At 59.4% G+C, this 16,749-nt stretch carries 17 protein-coding genes; 15 read left to right on the top strand and 2 right to left on the bottom strand.

All coding sequences use genetic code 11. From position 1 onward, the window contains the following. Positions 1-697: 697 nt before the first annotated feature. Entirely contained in the window at positions 698-1,378 is a 681-nt protein-coding gene (locus tag L8H52_RS26575) for an alpha/beta family hydrolase (protein WP_242209538.1), read from the bottom strand. A gap of 95 nt (positions 1,379-1,473) precedes the next feature. Between L8H52_RS26575 and ccoN (L8H52_RS26570) the strand changes: the two genes are divergently transcribed. The 10 genes from ccoN (L8H52_RS26570) to L8H52_RS26525 all read left to right on the top strand — a co-directional run bounded on the left by ccoN (L8H52_RS26570) (position 1,474) and on the right by L8H52_RS26525 (position 9,577). Continuing rightward, on the top strand, positions 1,474-2,898 hold the full coding sequence (gene ccoN, locus L8H52_RS26570) for a cytochrome-c oxidase, cbb3-type subunit I (protein WP_008082029.1): 1,425 nt from the start codon (positions 1,474-1,476) through the stop codon (positions 2,896-2,898). A gap of 10 nt (positions 2,899-2,908) precedes the next feature. Continuing rightward, a complete protein-coding gene (gene ccoO, locus L8H52_RS26565; RefSeq protein ID WP_090282591.1) occupies positions 2,909-3,517 on the top strand; it encodes a cytochrome-c oxidase, cbb3-type subunit II in 609 nt (202 codons plus the stop codon). A gap of 5 nt (positions 3,518-3,522) precedes the next feature. After that, positions 3,523-3,720 carry a cbb3-type cytochrome c oxidase subunit 3 gene (locus L8H52_RS26560; protein WP_077572245.1) on the top strand — a complete coding sequence of 66 codons (198 nt, stop codon included), beginning with the start codon at positions 3,523-3,525 and terminating at the stop codon, positions 3,718-3,720. After that, the gene (ccoP, locus tag L8H52_RS26555) at positions 3,717-4,670 is read left to right on the top strand and encodes a cytochrome-c oxidase, cbb3-type subunit III (protein WP_242209537.1); all 954 of its coding nucleotides are present in this window, start codon (positions 3,717-3,719) and stop codon (positions 4,668-4,670) included. The genes L8H52_RS26560 and ccoP (L8H52_RS26555) overlap by 4 nt, the downstream gene beginning before the upstream one ends. Positions 4,671-5,152: 482 nt before the next feature. Beyond that, positions 5,153-6,595, top strand: coding sequence for a cytochrome-c oxidase, cbb3-type subunit I (gene ccoN / locus L8H52_RS26550; protein WP_129391558.1), 1,443 nt, complete (start codon positions 5,153-5,155; stop codon positions 6,593-6,595). Further along, positions 6,595-7,203 carry a cytochrome-c oxidase, cbb3-type subunit II gene (gene ccoO, locus L8H52_RS26545; protein ID WP_007905434.1) on the top strand — a complete coding sequence of 203 codons (609 nt, stop codon included), beginning with the start codon at positions 6,595-6,597 and terminating at the stop codon, positions 7,201-7,203. The genes ccoN (L8H52_RS26550) and ccoO (L8H52_RS26545) overlap by 1 nt, the downstream gene beginning before the upstream one ends. A 5-nt stretch (positions 7,204-7,208) precedes the next feature. Then, positions 7,209-7,394: a CcoQ/FixQ family Cbb3-type cytochrome c oxidase assembly chaperone gene (locus L8H52_RS26540; RefSeq protein ID WP_003175465.1), complete on the top strand. Its 186-nt coding sequence runs from the start codon at positions 7,209-7,211 to the stop codon at positions 7,392-7,394. Next, entirely contained in the window at positions 7,391-8,374 is a 984-nt protein-coding gene (gene ccoP, locus L8H52_RS26535; protein WP_242209536.1) for a cytochrome-c oxidase, cbb3-type subunit III, read from the top strand. Before L8H52_RS26540 ends, ccoP (L8H52_RS26535) begins: the two co-directional genes overlap by 4 nt. Positions 8,375-8,903: 529 nt before the next feature. Continuing rightward, on the top strand, positions 8,904-9,158 hold the full coding sequence (locus L8H52_RS26530; protein WP_242209539.1) for a type II toxin-antitoxin system Phd/YefM family antitoxin: 255 nt from the start codon (positions 8,904-8,906) through the stop codon (positions 9,156-9,158). Then, positions 9,158-9,577 carry a type II toxin-antitoxin system VapC family toxin gene (locus L8H52_RS26525; RefSeq protein ID WP_242209535.1) on the top strand — a complete coding sequence of 140 codons (420 nt, stop codon included), beginning with the start codon at positions 9,158-9,160 and terminating at the stop codon, positions 9,575-9,577. Before L8H52_RS26530 ends, L8H52_RS26525 begins: the two co-directional genes overlap by 1 nt. Positions 9,578-9,615: 38 nt before the next feature. Here the strand turns inward: L8H52_RS26525 and L8H52_RS26520 are convergent, their stop codons facing one another. After that, the gene (locus L8H52_RS26520) at positions 9,616-10,620 is read right to left on the bottom strand and encodes a metallophosphoesterase (protein WP_242209534.1); all 1,005 of its coding nucleotides are present in this window, start codon (positions 10,618-10,620) and stop codon (positions 9,616-9,618) included. A gap of 538 nt (positions 10,621-11,158) precedes the next feature. Here L8H52_RS26520 and ccoG point away from each other — a divergent pair. From ccoG to L8H52_RS26495, 5 genes are all read left to right on the top strand, one after another. Further along, the gene (gene ccoG / locus L8H52_RS26515; RefSeq protein WP_242209533.1) at positions 11,159-12,574 is read left to right on the top strand and encodes a cytochrome c oxidase accessory protein CcoG; all 1,416 of its coding nucleotides are present in this window, start codon (positions 11,159-11,161) and stop codon (positions 12,572-12,574) included. 11 nt (positions 12,575-12,585) lie between these two features. Beyond that, positions 12,586-13,125, top strand: coding sequence for a FixH family protein (locus L8H52_RS26510; protein WP_242209532.1), 540 nt, complete (start codon positions 12,586-12,588; stop codon positions 13,123-13,125). 192 nt (positions 13,126-13,317) lie between these two features. Next, complete coding sequence (locus L8H52_RS26505; RefSeq protein ID WP_242209531.1) at positions 13,318-15,768, top strand: heavy metal translocating P-type ATPase; 2,451 nt, start codon at positions 13,318-13,320, stop codon at positions 15,766-15,768. Between the two features lie 22 nt (positions 15,769-15,790). After that, entirely contained in the window at positions 15,791-16,003 is a 213-nt protein-coding gene (gene ccoS, locus L8H52_RS26500) for a cbb3-type cytochrome oxidase assembly protein CcoS (protein ID WP_150705772.1), read from the top strand. Next, entirely contained in the window at positions 15,996-16,679 is a 684-nt protein-coding gene (locus tag L8H52_RS26495; protein WP_016984739.1) for a sulfite exporter TauE/SafE family protein, read from the top strand. The genes ccoS and L8H52_RS26495 overlap by 8 nt, the downstream gene beginning before the upstream one ends. Positions 16,680-16,749: the final 70 nt, after the last annotated feature.

The raw sequence follows: 16,749 nt of genomic DNA, 5'->3' as shown, positions 1-16,749 counted from the left end.
TCTGGGCGAGGTACGCCGACTTGAAATACCGGGTCGAACTCAGATTCTGAAACAGATCAAAAGCCCCTCACCCTAGCCCTCCCGAAACGTCGGACCGCCCGTAGGGAGAGGGGACTGACCGTGGTGTTTGGGGGAGGTGCACCGACGTGAAGTACCGAGTTGAACACACATTTTGAAAAGCCCAAAAATCGGCTCCCTCTCCCTCGGGAGAGGGCTGGGGTGAGGGGCAAATCCACCACAAAACAAAAGCCGAACACCCGCGCTCTTCACCACTCAATAGGCCGAGTGTCAGCTCGCCTGCTCTTGATCTTGATCCACGGGCGACATCGGAAGGCTGAGTGGAGGGATTGATCCGGGGGTGGGAGCGCAGCGACCGTTTGGCGAAGCCAAACACAGCGAGAGGAGGTGCAGCGAAGCAAACCGTAGGCGCTGCGCCCGGATCGATCCCGGAGCGAAGGAACCCCGAGCCTCAGCGAGCGGGCCGAACGTAGGAGCAAGCCTTTTTGGTTACTTTTTCGGCGTCTGGAAAAAGTGACCCGCCGTAAGGGCGGAACCCTGAGCGGCCGTTACCGCAGCAACGGATATGCACTCAGATCGAAAAATGTGTCGCGTTCAAGATCTACCCCCTCACCCCAGCCCTCTCCCCCAGGGGGCGAGGGGGAAAGGGAGCCGTTCTTTATGCGGTTCAGAATCTCGGTTAACCCTTGAGAAACTCGGTTACTTTCTGCGCAGCGCTAGCCAAATGCTGTTCATGGGTAAACCCGGAAACCTTTAATGGCTTGAGGTCATGATCGCCGGCCGCTAACCACGCCACCTCAATACTAGGCGACAAAGTGTAAGCCTCTACAGCTTCACGATTCCCCAACGCATCCCGCTCCCCCTGCACAATCAACGTCCGAGTCTGCAAAGAAGCCAAATGCTCAACCCGAGGCTTATCCGGCTTCCCCACCGCATAAAACGGATAGCCCAAACACACCAACGCATCGGCACCCAACTCGTCAGCCAAAAGACTCGCCATCCGCCCACCCATCGACTTCCCGCCCACGGCCAAAACCCCAGTGACATGACGCCGCACCTCGGCATACACCTCACGCCAACATTCCTGCAATTTCCCCGCAGGATTCGGCGGCCGCTTCACCCCATCCACCCGCCGCTGCGCCATATACGCAAACTCAAACCGCAACACATTCACCCCAAGCCCGGCAAGGCGCCCAGCCATGTCGTTCATCCACTCGCTATCCATCGGCGCCCCCGCACCGTGGGCGAGGATCAGCGTCGCAAAAGCCTCGCCCGACACGGCGTCCCAAAGCCATCCATGATCGAGCACGCACTGCGCCCATTGATCCCCGTCAATACTGGCCTTGTGCTGTTTGTCCATGCTTGCCTCGCTTTTAGTCTGCCTATAACTCCAGACGAAGGATTCGCCGCGTGTTTTGCGCGCGCTCACTTCGGCTGAACCGTGGATGGGGAACCATGAACACTTCTATCAGTACCGCCTACAACTACAAGGTGGTCCGCCAATTCGCCATTATGACGGTGGTGTGGGGCATCGTCGGCATGGGCCTCGGGGTTTTTCTCGCGGCCCAATTGGTCTGGCCCGAACTCAACTTCAATTTGCCCTGGACCAGTTTCGGCCGTCTGCGCCCGCTGCACACCAACGCGGTGATCTTCGCGTTCGGCGGCTGTGCGCTGTTCGCCAGTTCGTTCTACTCGGTGCAACGCACCTGCCAGACCCAATTGTTTGCGCCAAAAATCGCCGCGTTCTGCTTCTGGGGCTGGCAACTGGTGATCCTGTTGGCGGCGATCAGCCTGCCACTGGGTTACACCAGTTCCAAGGAATACGCCGAGCTGGAATGGCCGATCGACATCCTGATCACCATCGTCTGGGTCGCCTACGCCATCGTGTTCTTCGGCACGATCATGCAGCGCAAGACCAAGCACATCTATGTGGGCAACTGGTTCTTCGGCGCGTTCATCATCACCGTGGCGATTCTGCACATCGTCAACAACCTTGAGTTGCCGGTGAGTTTCACCAAGTCGTACTCGGTGTACGCCGGTGCAACCGACGCGATGGTGCAATGGTGGTACGGCCACAACGCCGTAGGCTTTTTCCTCACCGCCGGTTTCCTCGGGATGATGTACTACTTCGTGCCGAAACAGGCCGAGCGTCCGGTGTACTCGTATCGCCTGTCGATCGTGCACTTCTGGGCCTTGATCACCCTGTACATCTGGGCCGGCCCGCACCACTTGCACTACACCGCGCTGCCGGACTGGGCGCAGTCGCTGGGCATGGTGATGTCGCTGATTCTGCTGGCACCGAGCTGGGGCGGCATGATCAACGGCATGATGACCCTCTCGGGCGCCTGGCATAAGTTGCGCAGCGACCCGATTCTGCGCTTCCTTGTGGTCTCGCTGGCGTTCTACGGCATGTCGACCTTCGAAGGTCCGATGATGGCGATCAAGACCGTCAACGCCCTCTCCCACTACACCGACTGGACCATTGGCCACGTACACGCCGGCGCCCTCGGTTGGGTGGCGATGATTTCCATCGGCGCGTTGTACCACATGATCCCGAAAATCTTCGGCAAGGCGCAGATGCACAGCGTCGGCCTGATCAACGCGCACTTCTGGCTCGCGACCATCGGCACCGTGCTCTACATCGCCTCGATGTGGGTCAACGGCATCGCCCAGGGCCTGATGTGGCGCGCAGTGAACGAGGACGGCACGCTGACCTACTCCTTCGTCGAAACCCTGGTGGCCAGCCACCCAGGCTTCGTCGTGCGGCTGATTGGTGGGGCGATCTTCCTCAGCGGCATGTTCCTGATGGCTTACAACACCTGGCGCACCGTGCGGGCCTCGCAGCCTGCTGACGTCGTTGCTGCCGCGCAGATGGCCTGAGGAGTCCACCATGAAACACGAAACGATTGAAAAGAACGTCGGCCTGTTGATGTTGCTCATGGTGTTTGCCGTGAGCATCGGCGGCCTGACCCAGATCGTCCCGCTGTTCTTCCAGGACGTCACCAACAAACCGGTGGAAGGCATGAAGCCCTACACCGCGCTGCAACTGGAAGGCCGTGACATCTATATCCGCGAAGGCTGCGTCGGTTGCCATTCGCAGATGATCCGGCCGTTCCGCGCCGAAACCGAACGTTACGGGCACTACTCGGTAGCGGGCGAAAGCGTCTGGGATCACCCGTTCCTCTGGGGCTCGAAGCGTACCGGTCCGGATCTGGCCCGGGTCGGCGCGCGCTACTCGGATGACTGGCACCGCGCGCACTTGTACAACCCGCGCAACGTCGTACCGGAATCGAAAATGCCGGCCTACCCATGGCTGGTCACGCAAGCGGTCGACAGCAGCCACACCGAAACCAAGCTCAAGACCATGCGCACCCTCGGCGTGCCGTACACCGACGACGACATCAGCGGCGCGGTGGCCAGCCTCAAGGGCAAGACCGAAATGGACGCCCTCGTCGCCTACCTGCAAGTGCTCGGCACTGCGATCAAGAGCAAGAGGTGAGCACGATGATCATTGAAATGAGTGCAGGCCTGATTCGTGGCCTCGGCACGGTCGTGGTGTTCGTCGCCTTCGTTGGTTTGACGCTTTGGGTGTTCAACCGCAAGCGCACCCCGGAGTTTGCCGAAGCACGTCTGCTGCCGTTCGCCGACGAGCCGCAAGCCGAAACAACCCAAGCAAATGAGACAAGGAGTACCCGGCCATGACCACCTTCTGGAGTACGTGGATCTGCGTACTGACCATCGGCAGCCTGATCGGCCTGACGTGGCTGCTGATCGGCACCCGCCGGGGCGAAACCAAGGGCAGCGTCGACCAGACCATGGGCCACAGCTTCGACGGCATCGAGGAGTACGACAACCCGCTACCGCAGTGGTGGTTCATGCTGTTCGCCGGCACGCTGGTGTTTTCCGTGGGCTATCTGATCCTGTATCCGGGACTGGGTAACTGGAAAGGCATCCTGCCGGGTTACGAGGATGGCTGGACCGGCGTGCACGAGTGGGAAAAGGAAATGAACAAGGCCGATGCCAAATTCGGGCCGATCTTCGCCAAATTCGCCGCCATGCCGCTGGAAGAAGTGGCGAAGGATCCGCAGGCGCTGAAAATGGGTGGCCGACTGTTCGCCTCCAACTGCTCGGTGTGCCACGGCTCGGACGCCAAAGGCGCGTTCGGTTTCCCTAACCTCGCCGACAGCGACTGGCGCTGGGGCGGCGACGCCGAGACCATCAAGACCACCATCATGGGTGGCCGCATGGCGGCGATGCCAGCCTGGGGCGAAGTGCTCGGCGAGGCCGGGGTGAAAAACGTGGCCGCTTATGTGCGTCATGAACTGGCCGGTCTGCCATTGCCCGCCGACAGCAAGGCTGACCTGCAAGCCGGACAGCAGGCGTTCAGCACCACGTGCGTAGCCTGTCATGGGGCAACCGGCCACGGCACTGAAGCCATGGGTGCGCCGAATCTGACGCACCCGGCCGGGTTTATCTATGGCACCAGTCTGACTCAGCTTGAGCAAACCATTCGCCACGGTCGTCAGGGCCATATGCCAGCGCAGAACGAGCTGTTGGGCAACGATAAAGTGCAATTGCTAGCCGCTTATGTGTACAGCCTGTCACATGGATTGAATACAGAAAAACTGATTACTGAAGACAAAAAGAAATAAACATTGCGTACAACTCTGCCGCACCATTCTCGGTGCGGCAGCATCCCGCCCCTTTGCGACGCATTGTCGCACCCCTTCACGCCCTCTCCTTTCGGTTCCTCTGATTCGGGTCTACGCTTGCTCGATGCGGACTGGCTTGTGCCGGTTCCAGGTCAACGCTGACTGCTGTGTTCCGCGAACCGGCTGACTGATGTGGCCGCAAACGCCGGTAGATACCGGCTGTCGTGCCATTTACCGTCCGTCACCCGAACCGAGCGTTTGAACACACCCCGTTACAAGCGACCTGAACCCCTCGCTTTTTTCGTCCGCTGCGACATTTTGTCCGAGGCCGATTTTGTCCTTACGCGGCGCATGGAAAGGCCGCAGAATCAGCGTTGGAAAGCATTGACCCAGGTCATGGCGCGTTGCAATGACCCCCTGCTCTCTGCATACTTGCGGCCGATTTTAATCCTAATAAAACACCCAAACCGTGGAACCTTAGAATGAGCACAGCAATCAGTCCGACTGCTTATAACTATAAGGTAGTCCGCCAGTTCGCCATCATGACGGTGGTCTGGGGGATCCTTGGCATGGGGCTCGGTGTCTTCATCGCCTCGCAACTGGTCTGGCCGGAATTGAACTTCGGTCTGCCGTGGACGAGCTTTGGACGCCTGCGCCCGTTGCACACAAACCTGGTGATTTTCGCCTTCGGTGGTTGTGCACTGTTTGCCACTTCCTACTATGTCGTGCAGCGAACCTGCCAGACGCGACTGATTTCCGACAGCCTCGCGGCCTTCACCTTCTGGGGCTGGCAAGCGGTGATCGTCGGCGCGATCATTACCTTGCCGCTGGGTTACACCACCACCAAGGAATACGCGGAACTGGAATGGCCACTCGCCATTTTGCTGGCCATTGTCTGGGTCACCTACGGTCTGGTGTTCTTCGGCACCATCACCAAGCGCAAAACCAAGCACATCTACGTGGGTAACTGGTTCTACGGCGCGTTCATCGTCGTCACCGCGATGCTGCACATCGTCAACCACGCCTCGCTGCCGGTGAGCTTCTTCAAGTCCTACTCTGCCTACGCCGGCGCGACCGACGCGATGATCCAGTGGTGGTACGGCCACAACGCGGTGGGCTTCTTCCTGACCACCGGTTTCCTCGGCATGATGTACTACTTCGTGCCGAAACAGGCCGAACGTCCGATCTACTCCTATCGTCTGTCGATCGTGCACTTCTGGGCCCTGATCACCCTGTACATCTGGGCCGGCCCGCACCACTTGCACTACACCGCACTGCCGGACTGGGCACAATCCCTGGGCATGGCAATGTCGATCATTCTGCTGGCGCCAAGCTGGGGCGGCATGATCAACGGCATGATGACCCTCTCGGGCGCCTGGCATAAGCTGCGCACCGACCCGATCCTGCGCTTCCTCGTGGTCTCCCTGGCGTTCTACGGCATGTCGACCTTCGAAGGGCCGATGATGGCGATCAAGACCGTCAACTCGCTCTCGCACTACACCGACTGGACCATCGGCCACGTACACGCCGGCGCTCTCGGCTGGGTAGCGATGATCTCGATCGGCGCGATCTACCACATGATCCCGAAACTGTTCGGCCGTGCGCAGATGCACAGCGTCGGTCTGATCAACGCGCACTTCTGGCTCGCGACGATTGGCACCGTGCTGTACATCGCTTCGATGTGGGTCAACGGCATCACTCAGGGCCTGATGTGGCGGGCAATCAACGACGACGGCACCCTCACCTACTCGTTCGTTGAAGCGCTGCAGGCCAGCCACCCGGGCTACATCGTTCGTGCCTTGGGCGGTGCTTTCTTCGCCAGCGGCATGTTCCTGATGGCTTACAACGTCTGGCGCACCGTGCGCGCCTCGAACCCGGCCGAAGCCGAAGCCGCTGCCCAGATCGCTGTCGTTGGAGCTCACTGATGAAGCATGAAGCTGTCGAGAAGAATATTGGCCTGCTGGCCTTCTTCATGGTCATCGCCGTCAGCGTTGGCGGCCTGACCCAAATCGTTCCGCTGTTTTTCCAGGACGTCACCAACAAGCCGGTCGAAGGCATGAAGCCGCGCACCGCCCTTGAACTGGAAGGCCGCGACGTTTACATCGCCAACGGTTGTGTCGGCTGCCACTCGCAGATGATCCGTCCGTTCCGCGCCGAAACCGAACGCTACGGCCACTACTCGGTCGCCGGTGAAAGTGTCTGGGATCACCCGTTCCTGTGGGGTTCCAAACGTACCGGTCCGGATCTGGCTCGCGTCGGTGGTCGTTACTCCGATGACTGGCAACGTGCGCACTTGTACAACCCGCGCAACGTGGTGCCTGAGTCGAAAATGCCGGCCTACCCGTTCCTCGTGGAAAACAAGCTCGACGGCAAAGACACCGCCAAGAAAATGGAAGTGTTGCGCACGCTCGGCGTCCCTTACACCGACGAAGACATCGCCGGGGCCAAGGATGCCGTGAAGGGCAAAACCGAAATGGACGCGCTGGTGGCCTATCTGCAAGGCCTGGGCACCATCATCAAAAGCAAACGGTGAATTAGATGGATATCGGGATGATTCGTGGCCTGGGCACCGTTGTCGTGATGGTGGCCTTCATCGGTCTGGCGTTGTGGGTGTTCAGCCCCAAGCGCAAGTCGGAGTTTGAAGACGCGACCTTGTTGCCTTTTGCGGATGATCCCGAAGCCATCAAGCACGTCGAGCAAGCTTCTAGGAGTAACAAAGAATGACTACATTCTGGAGTCTGTACGTCACAGTCCTCAGTCTCGGTACGATCTTCGCCCTGACCTGGCTGCTGCTGTCGACCCGCAAGGGCCAGCGCAGCGAACAGACGGACGAGACGGTCGGGCACTCCTTCGACGGGATCGAGGAGTACGACAACCCACTGCCGAAATGGTGGTTCATGCTGTTTGTCGGCACGATCATTTTTGCCCTGGGTTACCTGGTGCTGTACCCGGGTCTGGGCAACTGGAAAGGCCTGCTGCCAGGCTACAACTACCTCGATAACGATAAGCAGACCGCGTTCGCCAACGGCCAGACCGGCTGGACCGGCGTGCACGAATGGGAAAAGGAAATGGCCCGTTCGGACGCCAGGTTCGGTCCGATCTTCGCCAAGTTCGCCGCGATGCCAATCGAAGAAGTCGCCAAGGATCCGCAAGCACTGAAAATGGGTGGCCGTCTGTTTGCCTCCAACTGCTCGGTGTGCCACGGCTCCGACGCCAAGGGTGCCTACGGCTTCCCGAACCTGACCGACGCCGACTGGCGCTGGGGCGGCGAGCCGGAAACCATCAAGACCACCATCATGGGCGGTCGCCACGCGGTGATGCCGGCCTGGGCTGAAGTGATCGGTGAGCAAGGCGTTGCCGACGTCGCGGCATTCGTCGTGACCAAACTCGATGGTCGCAAACTGCCGGAAGACACCAAGGCTGACCCGGAAAACGGCGGCAAACTGTTCGCCGCCAACTGCGTGGCGTGCCACGGTCCGGAAGGCAAAGGCACCCCCGCCATGGGCGCACCGAACCTGACCCACCCGGGCGCGTTCATCTACGGTTCGAGCTTCGCGCAACTGCAGCAGACCATCCGTTACGGCCGTCAGGGCCAGATGCCTGCGCAGGAACAACTGCAAGGCAACGACAAGGTGCACCTGCTGGCGGCTTACGTTTACAGCCTGTCCCACGGTGAAAAAGCACCGCAAGCGAACGCCGAATAAGGCCAAAGCTTGAAACAAAAAAGGCCCCGCCAATGAGATTTGGCGGGGCCTTTTTTCATGTTCACATTCATGACTTGAAACGTTTGCCCAATAGACTTGAGCAGTCGTGCCCTATAGGTTTTAGCCACCCCGATGAGCAGCATCGGGTCAACCTTCAAGGATGAAGCCAGCATGTCAAAAAATGACGAAAGCACCCTGCCAGATCAACCTCCGCTTTGCCCTGACAATGACACGAGGCCGCTACCGGCGCCTGTGCAACCCGCAAGTTCAACCCCGCAAGACACCTTGAGCAGCCCGGACAACGGCGGCGGCCTCGACGGCCTCGGCGGCGGCAGATTGCCCTGACAGGGGCAGCAAAACCCACCGAATGTTCGTCCATCTCTTAGCGCCGCCACCTTCGGGTGGAGGCGCATTTGCCGGTGCCGTTATGACAGTGACAAACCGATCGTCCGCAACCCGCCTTTCCGATTGCGGCACAAAGCCCAAGGTAGTAACGTTTCTACATCATATTCTCTGGAGGCCGAGCATGATGGCCATCACTACCATTTCCAGCCGCGAATTCAACCAGGACACCAGTGCCGCCAAGAAAGCCACGCATCAGGGCCCGGTCATCATTACCGACCGTGGCAAGCCTGCCCATGTACTGCTGAGCATTGAGCAATACCAGAAATTGACCGGTAGCCAGACCAGTATCGTCGATCTGCTGGTCATGCCGAATGCACCTGACATCGAATTCGAACCTGAGCGCGCCGTCATCAGCCCTCGCAGCGTGGACCTGTCTTGATGTTCCTGCTTGATACAAATGTGGTCTCCGAACTGCGCAAACCCCAGGCCGACAGGCAGGTGGTGGCGTGGGCAAACAGCGTCGCTGCGGGTAGCTTGTATTTGTCGGCCATCACTGTGCTGGAACTGGAAACCGGTATTCTGCGTATTGAGCGCCGCGACCCGCCCCAGGGCGGGATGCTGCGTAACTGGCTCGAGCGTCACGTCAAACCAGCATTCGAAGGAAGAATCCTGTCAGTCGATAGCGCCGTCGCTACCCGATGCACACAGTTGCATGTGCCTGATCGCAGCAACGAATGCGACGCCTTGATCGCCGCCACAGCGCTTGTGCATGGGCTGACGCTGGTCACCCGTAACGTTGCGGACTTTCAGCCAAGCGGCGTTCAAATAATCAACCCATGGGTCGCTGCCAATAATTGACCGCCAAGTGCCCCGCCAGATCATTGGCAGGGCCTTTCTTATGGACGTCTGGCAAAGATTGACTGCACCTCGACGGTATCGATCAGCGTTCGATTGCGCCATTGGTTGTTCTTCACCAGATAGATCTCCAGCTGCTTGCGGTCTTCGGTAAAGCTGGTGATCAGATACGTTTGCTGAGACGTACTGCCACTCAGATACATCGGCACACTCCCCTCCCAATAGCCATCACCGCCGTCTCTATGCAGATGGCCGGCGAAGATTGCCGTCACTTGATATTTGTTGACGATGTCGTGGAAGCGCTTTTTTTGCGCCTGATTGCCCTTATGGTTAAAGGGTTTATGCATATTGATGATGATGGCGTAACCTTGTGCCCGAGCAACGCGCAGATCAGTTTCCAGCCAGTCCAGTGCATCGTTGATTTCAAACGTCGTCGGGTTCAGTGGATGTGAGATTCGGGCGGTGTAAGTTGGCTCGTTATTGAGCTGCACCATATGAACTTCACCAATGGTTTTTGAGTAAGCGAGGCTGCCAGAATAGGTCTTGGTCAGAAATCCACTGGTGACTTTCAGATCAAAGTTATCTACCTTGCCCTCGTGATGTTCCTTGAACTCGACGATGCTTCCCGCCGCACAACTATTGCTAAAACAATCATCGACATTGTTTTCATAATCGTGATTACCCAAGCCGTACAAGTAATCACCCTTGAAGTGCTTGTTCAGCATGACCCGCATAAACGAGCGCTGCCAGCCATGACCAAAAGCGGTTATGTCGCCGTTGATCATCAAGGGCACCTGAGCTTGCGAGCCATGCTGATTTCTGAAATCGGCAATGCTCGCCAATTGTGACTCAACCAGCCACTTGGAGCGAACCTCAAATTCGGAAGCGGATTCGAAGTCGCCGCTATCCGTCTTGTCTGTCCATGGGTATTGAGTGTCCGAGGCAAAAACCATGTGCTTCGGTGTTCCTGTCATAGCCTGAGCGGAAGTGACCGAAGCCAATAAACAAACGCTCAGCATAAAGTTTGCAAACTTATTGAAAGTCATACTTTAAATTCCATTTAAATTAATCAACTGCACGCGAATAACTTTCCGCGAAAACGCAACTTATTCGAAAAGGCGGAAAACTTCAAAGCAATAACCAAGCGCAATCAATTAGATATATTTCAGACACAGAAGAACTTACAGCGACATCCCAGGCAAAAAGCAATACTTGAATTTTCGGTTTAAAAAGTGATACATCGACTGCTGTAATTGAAAACCAGACGATGACCGCGTCCGTGTGCGCCCCCTCAAGTCGACGGATTTGTTGTGAGGCTTGAGGTGGCAACAGCGTCGAACTGATCCCCCAGGACTACAATGGATAAGCCGCCACGCCAAAACGGTCCATACTCAACAAGTCAATTGACCTGCATCAGGCTTTGCTGCATTCGCTACACCATTCAGGTTTTTTACCCAACGCGACCAAAGGTCGCACCCTTGAGCCAGAGCGACCGGCGTATCATTGCGCCACTGCAACAGCCCTTTTTGACCTTGGTTGGCACGTATCGACCGAGGCATTTTTCCACTGCCGTGGGATGCAATGATGAGCAACCAGATTCCGGTACACGACGTCACACCACCGAGCAAAAACGCGAACAACAGCGTCGACCTTTACGCCTCTCGAGAAAAAATCTACACCCGTGCCTTCACCGGCCTGTTCCGTAATCTGCGGATGATGGGCGGTGCTGCCTTGTTCCTGCTGTATTTCGGTACGGTGTGGCTGAACTGGGGCGGCCATCAGGCTGTGTGGTGGAACCTGCCGGAGCGCAAGTTCTTCATCTTCGGCGCGACCTTCTGGCCACAGGATTTCATTCTGCTCTCGGGCCTGTTGATCATTGCCGCGTTCGGCCTGTTCTTCATCACCGTCTATGCCGGCCGTGTCTGGTGCGGCTACACCTGCCCGCAAAGCGTGTGGACGTGGATTTTCATGTGGTGCGAGAAAGTCACTGAAGGTGACCGCAACCAGCGCATAAAGCTCGACAAGGCGCCGATGAGCGCCAACAAATTCCTGCGCAAAGCCGCCAAACATTCGCTGTGGCTGCTGATCGGTTTTGTCACCGGCATGACTTTTGTCGGTTATTTTTCACCGATCCGCGAACTGGTTTTCGAATTCTTCACCGGCCAGGCTGATGGCTGGTCGTATTTCTGGGTCGGTTTCTTCACCCTCGCCACCTACGGCAACGCCGGTTGGTTGCGCGAGCAAGTGTGCATCTACATGTGTCCGTATGCGCGTTTCCAGAGCGTGATGTTCGACAAGGACACGCTGATCGTTTCCTACGATCCGCGTCGCGGTGAAAGCCGTGGCCCGCGCAAGAAAGGCGTCGACTACAAGGCTCAGGGACTCGGTGACTGCATCGATTGCACCATGTGCGTGCAGGTCTGCCCGACCGGCATCGATATCCGGGACGGCCTGCAGATCGAGTGCATCGGCTGCGCGGCTTGCATCGACGCCTGCGACAGCATCATGGACAGGATGGATTACCCGCGCGGTCTGATCAGTTACACCACCGAGCACAACCTGTCGGGACAGAAAACCCATAAACTGCGGCCACGCCTGATCGGTTATGCGGTGGTGTTACTGGCGATGATCAGCCTGCTGGTCACCGCGTTCGTCATGCGTTCGCTGGTCGGTTTCGATGTCAGCAAGGACCGTGTGCTGTACCGCGAAAACGCTGAAGGCCGGATCGAAAACGTTTACAGCCTGAAGATCATGAACAAGGACCAGCGCGATCACACCTATGTGCTGGAAGCCGCCGGGTTGCCGGATCTGCGCCTGCAAGGCAAGCGCGAGATCAAGGTCGCGGCCGGCGACATCGTCAGCATGCCGGTCGAGTTGTCGAGCGCACCGGAACAACTGCCATCGAGCACCAACGAGGTGAAATTCATCCTCAAGGATGCCGATGACGACAGCGTCCACGTTGAAGCCAAGAGCCGATTCATCGGCCCACAAATCCGTTGAGAGAACTGAACATGCCCGCAGCAAACGCCGCAAGCCCTTGGTACAAGCACCTTTGGCCATGGATCATCATCGGGATTCTGGCCTGTTCGGTGACCCTGACCCTGTCGATGGTGACCATCGCGGTGAACAACCCGGACAACCTGGTCAACGACAACTACTACGAGGCGGGCAAAGGCATCAACCGTTCGCTGGACCGTGAGCTGCTGGCGCAGAACCTGAAGATGCGCGCGGCTGTGCATCTGGATGACGTGACCGGTGAAGTCGATTTGCGCTTGAGCGGTGACAGTCAGCCGAAGACCCTGGAACTGAACCTGATCTCGCCAACGCAACCGGAGAAAGATCGCAAGATTGTGCTGACCCGCAGCGAGACTGAAACGGGGCGCTACATCGGTCAATTGGGTGACAAGGTCGAAGGTCGCCGTTTCGTCGAATTGCTCGGCAGTCAGGATGACCATGTGTGGCGCATGTTCGAAGAAGAGCTGGTCAGCCATGACAAGGATCTGCTGCTGGGTGACGAGCCGCTGCAAGGTGCGGAAGACCTGAAGAAGTGAACCAGGCTCAGAAGCCCCTCACCCTAACCCTCTCCCAGAGGGAGAGGGGACTGATCTCGAGCGTTCGCACGTTTTGTGTATGACAGTGAAGGTCCAGGCTCACACCGATCGGCTCCCTCTCCCTCCGGGAGAGGGCTGGGGTGAGGGCAAGCGGACAACCCCAATGCAAGGGCTTACCCCCTCAACGATGCCATGACCAGCCCAATCCCCTGCTACCACTGCGCCCTGCCCGTCCCGTCCGGCAGCCGCTTCACCGCCGTCGTGCTCGGGGAGTCCCGCGAGTTCTGCTGTCCGGGCTGCCAGGCCGTGGCCGAAGCCATCGTCGCCGGCGGCCTGGAAAGCTACTACCAACATCGCAGCGAAGCTTCAGCCAATCCGCAAGCGCTGCCGGTGCAACTGACCGACGAACTGGCCCTGTACGACCGCGCCGATGTCCAGCAACCCTTCGTCCGTCACGAAGGCGAACTGGCCGAAACCACGCTGTTGATGGAAGGCATCAGTTGCGCCGCCTGTGGCTGGCTGATCGAGAAACACCTGCGCACCTTGCCCGCCGTGGCCGAGGCGCGGCTGAACCTGTCCAACCATCGCTTGCACGTGAGCTGGGCCGATGCGCAACTGCCGCTGAGCCAGATCCTCGCCGAACTGCGCCACATCGGTTACGCCGCCCATCCGTATCAGGCGGATCGCGCCAGCGAACAACTGGCCAGCGAAAACCGCCTGGCCCTGCGCCAGCTCGGCGTCGCCGGCCTGCTGTGGTTCCAGGCAATGATGGCGACCATGGCCACCTGGCCGGAATTCAATATCGACCTCAGCCCCGAGCTGCACACGATCCTGCGCTGGGTCGCGCTGTTTCTGACTACGCCGATCGTGTTCTACAGCTGCGCGCCGTTCTTCAAAGGGGCGATGCGCGATCTGCGCACGCGCCACCTGACCATGGATGTCTCGGTATCACTGGCGATCGGCAGCGCTTACATCGCCGGAATCTGGACCTCGATCACCGGGGTCGGTGAGTTGTATTTCGATGCGGTCGGCATGTTTGCGCTGTTCCTGCTCGCCGGGCGTTATCTGGAGCGCCGTGCCCGCGAACGCACCGCCGCCGCCACGGCCCAGTTAGTGAATCTGTTGCCCGCTTCATGTCTGCGTCTGGACAACAACGGCCAGAGCGAGCGCATCCTGCTCAGCGAATTGCGCCTGGGCGACAAGATTCTGGTGCAAGCCGGATCGATCCTCCCGGCCGACGGCAAAATCATCGACGGCCAGTCGAGCATCGATGAATCGCTGCTCACCGGCGAGTACCTGCCGCAACCGCGCACGCGGGGCGATACGGTCACCGCCGGTACGCTCAACGTCGAAGGCGCATTGACCGTGGAAGTTCAGGCGCTGGGACAAGACACACGCCTGTCGGCCATCGTCCGTCTGCTCGATCGTGCCCAAGCGGAAAAACCTCGCCTGGCGGAAATCGCCGACCGCGCTGCGCAATGGTTCCTCCTGCTGTCGCTGATCGCCGCAGCGGCCATCGGCCTGTTGTGGTGGGAACTGGATTCGTCGCGCGCGTTCTGGATTGTCCTCGCCATGCTCGTGGCGACCTGCCCGTGCGCGCTGTCGCTGGCGACGCCGACCGCGCTGACGGCGGCCACCGGCACCCTGCACAAACTCGGTCTGCTGCTGACCCGTGGTCATGTGCTGGAAGGTTTGAATCAGATCGACACAGTGATCTTCGACAAAACCGGAACCCTCACCGAAGGTCGGCTGGTGCTGCGCTCGATTCGTCCACTCGGCGCACTCGACAGCGAACAATGCCTGAGCCTCGCCGCTGCGCTGGAAAACCGTTCGGAACACCCGATTGCCCGCGCCTTCGGCCGTGCGCCGCTGGCCGCTGAAGAAGTCCACAGCACACCGGGGCTTGGCCTCGAAGGACTGGTCGACGGACAGCGGCTGCGCATTGGCCAAGCAGAATTCGTCTGCGCCCTCAGCGGCGCTGCTGTGCCTGCCATGCCCGATGAGGCCGGCCAATGGCTGCTGCTCGCGGACGAAAACGGCGCGCTGGCGTGGTTCGTCCTCGACGACCGCTTGCGTGACGACGCCCCCGCCCTGCTCGCCGCCTGCAAGGCACGCGGCTGGCGCACATTGCTGTTGTCCGGCGACAGCTCACCAATGGTCGCCAGCGTTGCCGCCGAACTGGGCATCGATGAGGCCCGTGGCGGCTTGCGCCCGGACGACAAGCTGCAAGTCTTGCAACAGCTGCACAAGGAAGGCCGCAAGGTGCTGATGCTCGGCGACGGCGTCAATGACGTGCCGGTACTGGCGGCGGCTGACATCAGCGTGGCCATGGGCTCGGCCACTGATCTGGCGAAAACCAGCGCCGATGCGGTGCTGCTGTCCAATCGCCTCGACGCCTTGGTGCAGGCTTTTACGCTGGCACGGCGCACGCGGCGGATCATCATCGAGAACCTGCTGTGGGCGGCGCTGTACAATGGCCTCATGTTGCCGTTCGCCGCCCTCGGCTGGATCACTCCGGTGTGGGCCGCCGTCGGCATGTCGATCAGTTCGTTGACCGTGGTGCTCAATGCTTTGCGCCTGACTCGCCTGCCGAGTCCGCCGCCCGCCAGCACCCGCTCGCAAACCCGCCCGCTGCCGGCCTGAGCCGCGCGGGCCTGGAGTACAGATGCCAGCTCTCTACGTGATGATCCCGGCCGCCCTGCTGATCGTGGCCATCGCCGTTTACATCTTCTTCTGGGCGGTGGACAGCGGTCAGTACGACGACCTCGACGGCCCGGCGCACAGCATCCTGTTCGATGATCAGGATCCGAATCACACGGCGGCCGTCGACGAAGCCAACACCAGCAAACCGGACGACAAGGCCCCACCCCATGCTTGAACTGGCGCCCTTGCTGGTCTCGGCATTGATCCTCGGCCTGCTCGGCGGCGGGCATTGCCTGGGCATGTGCGGCGGTTTGATGGGCGCGCTGACCCTGGCGATTCCCAAGGAGCAACGCAGTCGACGCTTTCGCTTGTTGCTGGCGTATAACCTTGGACGGATCCTCAGTTATGCCACCGCCGGATTGCTGATTGGCCTTGCAGGCTGGGCGGTGGCGAACAGTCCAGCCGCATTGTTCATGCGCGTGCTGGCCGGGTTGCTGCTGATTGCCATGGGTTTGTATCTGGCCGGGTGGTGGAGCGGGCTGACGCGCATTGAAAGTTTGGGTCGCGGCCTGTGGCGCTACATTCAGCCGGTGGCCAATCGCTTGTTGCCGGTGTCGAGTTTGCCTCGCGCATTACTGCTCGGTGCGTTGTGGGGCTGGCTGCCGTGCGGGCTGGTTTACAGCACGTTGCTGTGGTCGGCGAGTCAGGGCAATGCGCTGGACAGTGCTTTGTTGATGCTTGCGTTTGGGCTGGGGACTTGGCCGGTTTTGCTGGCGACGGGGCTTGCGGCAGAACGCGTCACCGCCATTTTGCGTAAACGCAGCGTGCGCATGGCCGGTGGGTTGCTGGTGATCCTGTTTGGCATCTGGACATTGCCGGGGCCGCATCAGCATTGGTTGATGGGGCATTAGATCGGCGGCGCGGCCTTCGCGAGCAAGCTCGCTCCCACAGGGGATTTGTGTTGCACCACCGATCCAATGT

This window comes from Pseudomonas sp. CROZ-RG-20F-R04-15 (assembly GCF_022662375.1).
In the GTDB taxonomy this organism is placed as follows: Bacteria; Pseudomonadota; Gammaproteobacteria; order Pseudomonadales; family Pseudomonadaceae; genus Aquipseudomonas.
This window is presented reverse-complemented; position numbering and strand designations above follow the sequence as displayed.

Bases quoted from the DNA above. Each gene is read 5' to 3' on its own strand.
- L8H52_RS26575 (WP_242209538.1), bottom strand. From the start codon at position 1,378: ATGGACAAACAGCACAAGGCCAGTATTGACGGGGATCAATGGGCGCAG.
- ccoN (WP_008082029.1), top strand. From the start codon at position 1,474: ATGAACACTTCTATCAGTACCGCCTACAACTACAAGGTGGTCCGCCAA.
- ccoO (WP_090282591.1), top strand. From the start codon at position 2,909: ATGAAACACGAAACGATTGAAAAGAACGTCGGCCTGTTGATGTTGCTC.
- L8H52_RS26560 (WP_077572245.1), top strand. From the start codon at position 3,523: ATGATCATTGAAATGAGTGCAGGCCTGATTCGTGGCCTCGGCACGGTC.
- ccoP (WP_242209537.1), top strand. From the start codon at position 3,717: ATGACCACCTTCTGGAGTACGTGGATCTGCGTACTGACCATCGGCAGC.
- ccoN (WP_129391558.1), top strand. From the start codon at position 5,153: ATGAGCACAGCAATCAGTCCGACTGCTTATAACTATAAGGTAGTCCGC.
- ccoO (WP_007905434.1), top strand. From the start codon at position 6,595: ATGAAGCATGAAGCTGTCGAGAAGAATATTGGCCTGCTGGCCTTCTTC.
- L8H52_RS26540 (WP_003175465.1), top strand. From the start codon at position 7,209: ATGGATATCGGGATGATTCGTGGCCTGGGCACCGTTGTCGTGATGGTG.
- ccoP (WP_242209536.1), top strand. From the start codon at position 7,391: ATGACTACATTCTGGAGTCTGTACGTCACAGTCCTCAGTCTCGGTACG.
- L8H52_RS26530 (WP_242209539.1), top strand. From the start codon at position 8,904: ATGGCCATCACTACCATTTCCAGCCGCGAATTCAACCAGGACACCAGT.
- L8H52_RS26525 (WP_242209535.1), top strand. From the start codon at position 9,158: ATGTTCCTGCTTGATACAAATGTGGTCTCCGAACTGCGCAAACCCCAG.
- L8H52_RS26520 (WP_242209534.1), bottom strand. From the start codon at position 10,620: ATGACTTTCAATAAGTTTGCAAACTTTATGCTGAGCGTTTGTTTATTG.
- ccoG (WP_242209533.1), top strand. From the start codon at position 11,159: ATGAGCAACCAGATTCCGGTACACGACGTCACACCACCGAGCAAAAAC.
- L8H52_RS26510 (WP_242209532.1), top strand. From the start codon at position 12,586: ATGCCCGCAGCAAACGCCGCAAGCCCTTGGTACAAGCACCTTTGGCCA.
- L8H52_RS26505 (WP_242209531.1), top strand. From the start codon at position 13,318: ATGACCAGCCCAATCCCCTGCTACCACTGCGCCCTGCCCGTCCCGTCC.
- ccoS (WP_150705772.1), top strand. From the start codon at position 15,791: ATGCCAGCTCTCTACGTGATGATCCCGGCCGCCCTGCTGATCGTGGCC.
- L8H52_RS26495 (WP_016984739.1), top strand. From the start codon at position 15,996: ATGCTTGAACTGGCGCCCTTGCTGGTCTCGGCATTGATCCTCGGCCTG.